Source organism: Frankia sp. CgJB1 (assembly GCF_977947065.1).
On the sequence record NZ_CDWTNB010000166.1, the window covers coordinates 1 to 8,910 of the forward strand.

General features: G+C 68.4%; 10 protein-coding genes. 7 read left to right on the top strand and 3 right to left on the bottom strand.

The window, feature by feature from the left end:
• A partial coding sequence (locus tag AC08OT_RS16370) for a peptidoglycan-binding domain-containing protein (protein ID WP_476602999.1) occupies window positions 1–527 on the top strand: 527 nt, incomplete at its 5' end.
• An 81-nt stretch (window positions 528–608) separates the two neighbouring features.
• Here AC08OT_RS16370 and AC08OT_RS16375 read toward each other — a convergent pair.
• From AC08OT_RS16375 to AC08OT_RS16385, 3 genes are all read right to left on the bottom strand, one after another.
• Window positions 609–1,736, bottom strand: coding sequence for a glycerate kinase (locus AC08OT_RS16375; RefSeq protein ID WP_476593920.1), 1,128 nt, complete (start codon window positions 1,734–1,736; stop codon window positions 609–611).
• 7 nt (window positions 1,737–1,743) lie between these two features.
• Entirely contained in the window at window positions 1,744–2,799 is a 1,056-nt protein-coding gene (gene add / locus AC08OT_RS16380; protein ID WP_476593919.1) for an adenosine deaminase, read from the bottom strand.
• A gap of 134 nt (window positions 2,800–2,933) precedes the next feature.
• Complete coding sequence (locus AC08OT_RS16385; protein WP_476593918.1) at window positions 2,934–3,770, bottom strand: undecaprenyl-diphosphate phosphatase; 837 nt, start codon at window positions 3,768–3,770, stop codon at window positions 2,934–2,936.
• 50 nt (window positions 3,771–3,820) lie between these two features.
• Between AC08OT_RS16385 and AC08OT_RS16390 the strand changes: the two genes are divergently transcribed.
• From AC08OT_RS16390 to AC08OT_RS16415, 6 genes are all read left to right on the top strand, one after another.
• Entirely contained in the window at window positions 3,821–3,970 is a 150-nt protein-coding gene (locus tag AC08OT_RS16390; protein ID WP_476593917.1) for a hypothetical protein, read from the top strand.
• A 412-nt stretch (window positions 3,971–4,382) separates the two neighbouring features.
• Window positions 4,383–4,796, top strand: a complete 414-nt coding sequence (locus tag AC08OT_RS16395) for a hypothetical protein (RefSeq protein WP_476603000.1) — start codon at window positions 4,383–4,385, stop codon at window positions 4,794–4,796.
• A gap of 54 nt (window positions 4,797–4,850) precedes the next feature.
• A complete protein-coding gene (locus AC08OT_RS16400; RefSeq protein ID WP_476593915.1) occupies window positions 4,851–5,528 on the top strand; it encodes a glycosyl hydrolase in 678 nt (225 codons plus the stop codon).
• 343 nt (window positions 5,529–5,871) lie between these two features.
• Window positions 5,872–6,597, top strand: a complete 726-nt coding sequence (locus tag AC08OT_RS16405; protein ID WP_476596161.1) for a response regulator transcription factor — start codon at window positions 5,872–5,874, stop codon at window positions 6,595–6,597.
• A gap of 27 nt (window positions 6,598–6,624) precedes the next feature.
• On the top strand, window positions 6,625–8,058 hold the full coding sequence (locus tag AC08OT_RS16410) for an ATP-binding protein (RefSeq protein WP_476603001.1): 1,434 nt from the start codon (window positions 6,625–6,627) through the stop codon (window positions 8,056–8,058).
• Window positions 8,059–8,333: 275 nt separating this feature from the next.
• Window positions 8,334–8,910: hypothetical protein (locus AC08OT_RS16415; protein WP_476593913.1), on the top strand; the 577-nt coding region annotated here is incomplete at its 3' end.

Consider the following 8,910-nt stretch of genomic DNA (forward strand, 5'->3'; position numbering starts at 1 on the left):
CCCCAAACACAGATCAAATGATCAACTTATTTAATGACGATCCCTTTCAGTGGGGGATGCGGGAGTTCGGATGGCAGGAAGAGATCACCGACTCTCCCGGCGGTTACGGTATCGGTACCCACCAAATGGGTGGCCAGGCGTGGGGAGGCCACAATTGCCCGGGTGAAATCCGGGCCAACCGACGCCGGGACATCCTCGCCGCCGCACGGCATAACGGAGTCGGCGCAGCCGTCGATCCCCGGCACCGTTACGACAACCGTCCAACCCTGCGGGAGGGATCGCGTGGTCCGGACGTCGTGGAGCTCCAGAACACCCTGAACATCATCTTTGGCCATGAGGCCCCCACCGGTGATCCCAACCGGATAACGCCGGATGGCGTGTACGGGACACGGACCACTGCCCGGGTGGCCTCCCTACAGCGCTATGCCGCGCCGTGGTTCGGCCGCATCCCGGACGATGGGGTCTGCGGGCCCAATACCTGGCGGAAGATCGGTTACCTCCTCACCGGGATGAACCGCCGGGTCTGACCCACAGACCGGGCCCGGGCGGTCCCCCGCACCGGACGGTCCCCCCCATACCAGCCGCTCCCCGCACCGGTCGGCTCCCGCTCACCGGGCGGTCGTGGCCCGGCGGGCCAGCTCGGCGCCGGCCCTCCGCAGCCACCGGAGCGGCTCAGCCATCGCCATAGCCGACCCCCCGGCAAGATCGACAAGGGCGATCTCGGCCCGAACCCCCTCCGGCCGGGGGGCGTCAACCCGCCCAGCCACCAGGAGCACAGGCACCTCCGCGTCCCGCGCCAGCGTGAGGACTCCGCCGACCACCTTGCCGGACAACGAGGTCCGGTCGAACCTGCCCTCGCCGGTCACCACCCAGTCAGCGCCGGCGAGGGCCGCCGGCAGGCCCGCCGCCTGGATGATCGTCGGCAGGCCGGGGAGCACCTCGGCTCCCCAGGCCGCGGCGAGGCCGTAGGCGGTGCCGCCGGCGGCCCCGGCTCCCGCGGCGTCGGGAACACCACCCAACAGGTGGGCAAGCCGACGCAGCCCCTCCTCCAGCCGGGCGATGTCCGCGGGTCCGGCACCCTTCTGCGGCCCGAATACGGCGGCGGCGCCGGCAGGGCCCAGCAGGGGCGCGTCGACGTCGACGAGACAGTACGCTCCCCCAGCCGGCACCGGCCGCAACCCGGTCAGATCGATGTGTGCGAGCGACGTGAGGGCGCCGCCGCCGGCGGCCAACGGCCGGCCGGCCGCGTCGAGGAACCGGGCACCCAACGCGGCGAGGGCACCGGTACCACCGTCGGTCGAGGCGGAACCACCCAAAGTGATGAGAACGCGGTCGACTCCGGCGTCGATCGCGGCGGCGACCAACTCGCCGAGGCCCACGGTCTGTGCGCCCAACGGATCGAGTTCCCGCATCAGTGGCAACCCGCTCGCCCTCGCCAGTTCGATCACCGCGGTGCCATTGGGCAGCGACAGCCATTCGGCGTCGTGGCCCCGCCCGTCCGGACCAGTCACCCGCGCCGGGTGCCGCTCCGACCCGGGTACGCCGACGGCGAAGACGTCGAGGGTGCCCTCGCCACCGTCGGCGATCGGTACTCCCACGACCTGATCGTGGGGCCGCTCGGAGCGCCAGCCCGCACCCAGCGCCGCAACCACCTCGGCCGCGGTCGCCGATCCCTTGAACGAGTCGGGTGCGAGGACCACCCGCGCGGGCCGGTGGGGGGACGGTACCCCCGTCATCGGAGCGTCACCGGCCGTCGGAGCATCCCGCGTCGACGGAGCGTTCCTGACCGGCTGAACCAGCCGGCGTCGTCAGCGGGGCCGCGGCGGCGAGCCACCCATCGATGCCGGCGAGGGCCGCTGTCCGCACCTCGATCGGCGCGGCTCCGGATTCCACCGAGCTGCGGGCGCAGGCGGCCAGTTCCTCGTCGGTCAGGCCCAGCGCCGATCGGCACAGCTCGTACTCCTCCAGACAGGTGGGCCCGAACAGCAGCGGGTCATCGGCGTTGATCGAGCATCGCACCCCGGCCCGCAGCAGGGCCGGAAGCGGATGTTCGGCCATCGACGGGACGACCGAGAGCAGCAGGTTGGACGTCGGGCAGACATCGAGGCAGGTCCCTCGTTCGAGGAGGGTGTCGACGAGTCGGGGATCCTCGATGGCGCGGATACCGTGCTGGAGACGATCAGCATCCAGGGTCTCGATGGCGCCACGCACCGACGCGGGACCGTCGAGTTCCCCGGCATGGGGGGTCGAGAGCAACCCGCCGTCGCGCGCGATCCGGAACGCCGCCACGAACGGCTCCGGCGGCCAGCCGTTCTCGTCGTTGTGCAGCCCCAGGCCGACGATGCCCCGATCGACGTAACGCAGGGCCAACTGGGCCACGGAGACGGCCTGTTCGGGGGAGTCGAAGACCCGGTCGATGGCCGCCATCCAGCGGACGGTCACCCCGTACCGCGCGCCGATCTGATCCGATCGGGCCAGCACCGTCTCCCAGGCGGCCTCCGCGCTCCCGAAGACGCCGAGATGGGCGTACGGCCAGAAGCTGGGTTCGAGGTAGGTGACGCCCTCATCCGCGGCATCAATGATCATTTCGTCGACGAGACGTTCGAAGTCCTCGGGCCGGCGGAAGACCGGCAGGATGCCAGCGATCACTTTGCTGAAGCCCCCGAACTCGGTGAACCCCGTGGTGCGGGGAGTCGGAACGCCCGCGGCGGCGGCCAGGTCGGCCAGTGTCGACGGCCGCATCCCCAGCTCGAAATGCAGATGCAGATGACCCTTGGGCAGCGAACGCAGATCCCGCATCACAGTCCTTCCTCCGTGGCCGCGCGGCCGGCCGTCTCCCCATCCCGTGGGACAACCATGAACCCGCAAGACGGTGGATCGAAACTTACGCGGTCGAGCCGCCCCGCGGGAGCCGGACGAGGATGGTCGCCGGCTCAGGTCGCCGGGACGATCCCGGTGGCCACGAGGAAGAGCACGGTGGCGCCGAGCGCCAGCCGGTAACCGATGAAGACGCTGTAGCTGTGTCTGGCAATGAACTTCAACAGCCAGGCGATCGCGACGTAGGCGACAGCAAAGCTGACCACGGTCGCGGTGATCGTCGCCGGCCAGCCCACCCCGTCGGCGATGTCGCCGGACTTCGTGAGGACCTGCAGCGCCGCGGCCGCCATCAGGGCCGGGATGGACAGGAAGAAGGACAGCCGGGTCACCGCCACCCGGTCCAGGCCACGCAGCAACCCCGCCGACATGGTCGCCCCGGATCGCGAGATACCCGGGATCAGCGCCATGCACTGCACGATGCCGATCACCAGGGTGTCCTTCCACGTCACGTCCTCCTCGTGACGTTTCTGGGTACCGACGTGGTCCGCATACCCCATCACCCCGCTCCAGAGGATCAGCGCACTGCTGACGAACCACAGGCTGCGTAGCGTGGTCTCGATCTGATCCTTGAAGGCCACCCCGACCAGGCCGATGGGAATCGATCCGAGAATGACGGTCCAGCCGAACCGATAATCCGGATGCTCCCGCCAGGCGGGATTGCGCACACCGCGGCCCCACGCCACCAGAATGCGCCGGAAATCATGCCGGAAGTAAAGCAGGGTGGCGAAGACCGCACCGACTTGGATGATCGCGGTGAAAGCAGTGATGTCCGGGTCGTCGATGTCGTGGCCGAGTAGCTTCTCCAAAATTGTTAGGTGTCCGGTGCTGGACACCGGCAGAAATTCCGTCAGCCCCTCGACCGCGCCGAGAAACACCGCTTCCAGGACGTTCACATGGACCCTTCCGCACCAGTACACGCCACCTGCTGATCGCAGGGCAGCGTATGACGACGAGGATCATCCGTGCGCCGCGACCTCGGCATGTGGTGACGGTCGGGGTCGCACAGGGCGAGTTCGACCTCGGGCTCGCCGTCGGGCTGACCACGCCGGGGACTCGTTACGACTACCCGATGCGGGACCGATCCGGGCGGTGAGGATCGCCACCGATCCGGTCGCGGTCGTTCTGCCCCGGGATCATCCGCTGGTCGGATGCTCCGGGCCGCAGCTCGGGAACCTGGCGGACGCCCATTGGATCGATGTTCCCGACGCCGAGGCCACGGTCGCGGACCTGCGTGCCGTCACCGGTGGGGCTCGCGCTGGTCCGAGCACTCGGCGGCTGACGCCGAGGCCGGGTGCCGATAACCGACGTTTCGTCGGCTGCTTCGCATCGGGTTGGACGCGACAAGAGCCGAGCAGGTTACCTGAGAGACAGGCAGGTTAAACGAAAAGCTCAGGCGGCACCTTTGGGTGTGGCGTGGGCGTCACGTGCCTCCGCTTCCGCGGCCAGACCCTGACGTAACGGTAGAATACGTGACACAATCCACCAAGAGCACGAAGGGGGCGGCCGTGAGGCGTCGCCGTGACCAGGCCGGCGGTACCTCGCGTCAGTGGCGGATCGGGCTGCTCGGCGCGGGTGTTGCTGGGATCGTGACGGTTCTGGTCGCGCTGGGGTTTGTCGTCATTGGAGGAGCCGGCGAGGAGAAACCGGCGACGAGCCCTCCCGCGGGACGTGGCGTGGCGTGGCCGTCAGGGACGAACGCGAACCCGCCGCAGGATCTCGCCGGGTGGGAGCGGTGGGTCGGGCGGCCGACGGATGTGGTAGTGGTGTTCACGGTGCGGTCAAACTGGCAGATGATCACCATGGACGACTGGCCGATGTCGGATTTCCGGCCCGACTCCTATTCGGGGGTGCTGTCGGTGGCCCAGCCGTTTTTCTCCCTGGATGGCAGTGAGGCGGCCTGTGAATTCGTAATAAAGTAATTAATGCAAGCCAATATGCGTCTTCGCAGGTCACGGGCTCGCGAGGACCCCGAAGTGAACAAGTTATTTCATTCCGAATCCTGTGCCCGTGGCGAGTACGACGGGCACTGGGCGAAGTTCTGTCAGACGCTGGTGCGGAACGGTCGGCCGGATGCTATCGTGCGGCTCGGCTGGGAGTTTAATGGCGAATTGATGCCGTGGCACGTGCAGGACACCGGCCTGTGGAAGCAGTGTTTCCGGCAGGCGGTCACGGCGATCCGGAGTACGTCGCCCCAGGTGCGTATCGATTGGAACATAACCTCGCACAAGGATCGGATGCCTAACGGCTGGAACGTCTGGGATGCTTATCCCGGTGATGACGTCGTCGATATCGTCAGCGTCGATGCATATGACTCCTACCCGGCATCCGTGGACCAGGCTTCCTTCGATGCGCAGTGCCGCAAGGATTCCGGAGCCTGCACGGTCGCTGCATTCGCCCGGGAACATGGCAAGCAGTTCGCTGTACCAGAGTGGGGGATGTACCACAAGACCGGCGGGGGTGGAGACAACCCGTTCTACGTCGAGAAGATGTTCGAATTCTTCGAGGCAAACAAAGACATACTAGCGTACGAGGCGTACTACAACACCGCCGAGACCGGAAATGTATTCTCGGCCCTCCAGCCGCCATCGCTCAGTCCGCGTTCGGCCCAACGATATCTCGAGCTGTTCGGAGCGCCTGCACCCACATCTTGAGTAGCGACTTCGAGCAGGGAAGATCCCTCCGCGGCGAGAACCCGGGCCGGGCGAGAGGCGACGGATGGGTCTCCGTCGCCTCTTCAAGGCGATAGGTGACTGGTGGCGGTCTGTTGTGATCGTCAATTCCTGATCCGTGATCTACGGAGGTAGGTAGAGGCAGAGCCGGTGCCCGGCAATGAGCATGTCGATAAACCACCGCCAGTTACCGCCCACTTTCGCATGGAATTCACATCTTTCTTGTATGGAATGCGGGGTGCGACGAGCCGCTGACCTCGAGGGCCGAGGGTGGAGCCCGCCGGCCGGGCTGGCGGGGGCTAAAAGGCGGCGGGAAGAGGTGGGGATGGGTGAGGGAGACCCGGCCAGGGTGCCGCGGGTGCTGGTTGTCGACGACGAGCCGAACATCGTGGACATGTTGGCAATGGCGCTGCGGTTTCACGGGTTCGAGGTCACCACGGCGAGTAACGCGCGCGAAGCGGTGACCGCGGTGGATGCGGATCGTCCGGATCTTCTGGTGCTGGACGTGATGTTGCCGGACGGGGATGGCTTTGAGCTGTGCCGGCGGTGGCGGGAGTGCGGCGTGGAGGTGCCGGTGGTGTTCCTGACCGCGCGGGATCATCGTGCGGACAAAGTCGCGGGGCTGACCTATGGCGGTGATGACTACATCACGAAGCCGTTCGCGATCGACGAGCTGGTCGCCCGGGCCCGCGCGGTGCTGCGCCGGACCCGGCGGGAGCCGGCATCCACGCCGGTGCCGCCGGCGCCGGTGCTCGTGTTCGCCGATGTAACCCTGAACGAGGACACCTGCCTGGTGACCAGGGCCGGTTGCCCGCTCGCGCTGTCACCGACCGAGTTCAAGCTGCTGCGGTATCTGCTGGCTAACCCGAACCGGGTGCTGTCCCGGGAGCAGATCCTGGCCGCGGTGTGGAGGCCGGATTTTGTCGGCGGCGCCACAGTGGTCGACCAGTACGTCAGCTACCTGCGGCGCAAATTGGCCCCGCACGGCCCGCCGCTGATCCACACGCGCCGCGGGTTCGGCTACCTGGTGCGCGAATCCACCCCGGTCTGAGGTCACGGTGACAGGAGGAGCGTCGTGATGTTGCGGACCCGGCTGATGCTTGGCCTGCTCGGGCTGATGACGGTAGCGCTGTCTGTCGCCGGAGCGGCGAGCGCGTTCGCGTTGCGGTCCTATCTCGTCGATCAGACCGACAGCCAGTTGCGCGGGGCACAGACGTTGCTCGGCACTCGCGGACTCGCCTTGATCGCCTCGGCGTCGCCGCTGCTCGGCGGGACTGAGTTGCAACGGACGGTGGCTCCGACCGCGTTCGTGGTGGAGTTGCGGCGGCCGAACGGGGCAGTACTGGCCGTCGCCGGTGACGCCGACATCCCGGTACCCAGCGGCGAGCTGCTCGCTCACGTCGACCATCTCGACAGCCGGATCCAGGCGGGCGCGCCGTTTCCGCTGAAGGTAGGAGGTGTCTTCTACCGGGCGGTGGTCGGAACGCTGCCCAGCGGCGTCACCGACCTGATCGCGCTGCCGATGCGACCGGTGGCGAATACCACGACCCGGCTCGCCCTGGTCGAGGCCGCCGCTGGTGCAGCCGTACTCACGTTGACCGGTACGGCGGCTTGGCTGTTGCTCGGCCGGGGGCTACGCCCGCTGCGGGACATCACCCGTACGGCAGCCGCCATCGCCGGCGGCGACCTGGCTCGGCGGGTCCCGCCGGGGCGTCCGCGCACCGAGACCGGTCAGCTCGCGGCGGCGCTCAACACCATGCTCGGCCAGATTCAGGCAGCCTTCGAGGACCGCCGGCGGTCGGCCGACCGGCTGCGACGGTTTGTCGCGGACGCGTCGCACAAGCTCCGCACACCGGTGACCTCGATCAGGGGATACGTCGACCTTCTGCGCCAGGGCATTGTTCCGCCGGCCGGTAGGGACGATGCGCTACGCCGCGTCCAGGACGAGGCCCGGCGCATGGGCACTCTTGTCGACGACATGCTCTACCTGGCCCACCTCGACGAGGCCCGACCCCTGGAGCAGTCCGCCGTCGACCTGGCTTCCCTCGCCCGCGACGCGGTCGCCGACGCCGCCGCGGTCGAACCCGACCGCCCGCTGCGGCTGCGCGCCCCCGACCACTGCCTGGTGGTCGGCGACCCAGACGCACTCCGCCAAGTGATCGGTAACCTGCTGGCCAACGTGCGCGCCCACATCCCACCCGGCACCCTGGCCGAGGTCAGCCTCACTGCCACTGACGGCCAGGTGTGCCTGCAGGTCCGCGACTTCGGACCTGGGATGAGCCCGACTGACGCCGAACGCGCCTTCGACCGCTTCTACCGGGCGGCCGGCAGCCGCGGCGGTGGCCGGACCGGTAGCGGCCTCGGGATGGCGATCGTCGCCGCCATCGCCGCCGCCCACGGCGGCACCGCCACCCTCGACAGCGCCCCCGGTGCTGGCACCACCGTCCGCATCATCCTCCCCGCCCGCACAGGGGAAGAATTGGCCGCAGGCCGGCCCGTCAACCTCCTCTGACCGGGGCCGTGGAGCGATCCCGTTTCGACCAGTGACGCCGCGTTCACCGCCTCCGCGGGTTGTCCGGTCATAGCAGGAAAACTGCGAACCCGAATGTGTCTCACATCTTGCCGGGAAAGGGTGCTCATTCTGGGCTGATGTTCTTGCCTTGCTGGCAGGGAACGCGGGCACAGCCGGTCCGCGGAAACCGTGACACCCAGCCGGCTGGCTCCCACGGTCACCCGTCGGGGCCACCTGACCATCTCCGATGTCCCGAAGGCAGGTGTCCCGTTCCCATGAACCTTCATGCTCCGGTCCGTCGAGGTCTCGCAACGGCTACCGTTGCCGGCGCGGCGCTGCTGACCATCGCGGCCTGCCAGCCTGGCACCCGGGTAGTGACCGCCGCGCCGGCGACAGCGACCGCCGAGCAGGCGACCGTCCAGCCAACCTCAACGACACCGGTGCCGGCGGCGACGTCGGCTGCCGCGACATCCACGGATGCGGTCGGGAAGGGTGCCGGCGGGCCGGGCTCCCTGACCGTGGCCATCACCTCCCCGGTGGCGGTCTCCGGCCACGTCGACACGGTGGTGAGCTGCCAGACCGCGGACGCCCGCTACGTGGCGTCGGCCAGCGGCTCGATCCACGGCTACGCCGTCTCGGACGTCGTGCGGGTGGCCGGCTACCACGGGCCAGGGAGCTACCAGGCTTTGATGACCGTGTCGATGACCGGCCCGGATGCCCACTACGCGGTCACCGCCGTACCGGCCACCGCGCAGGTCACCGCTACTGGTGGCGACGTCTCCTTCTCGGCGACGACCACCGGCGGCCGAACGCTCGCCGGTTCGATCGGGTGGGCCTGCTCCGCCTCGTTCT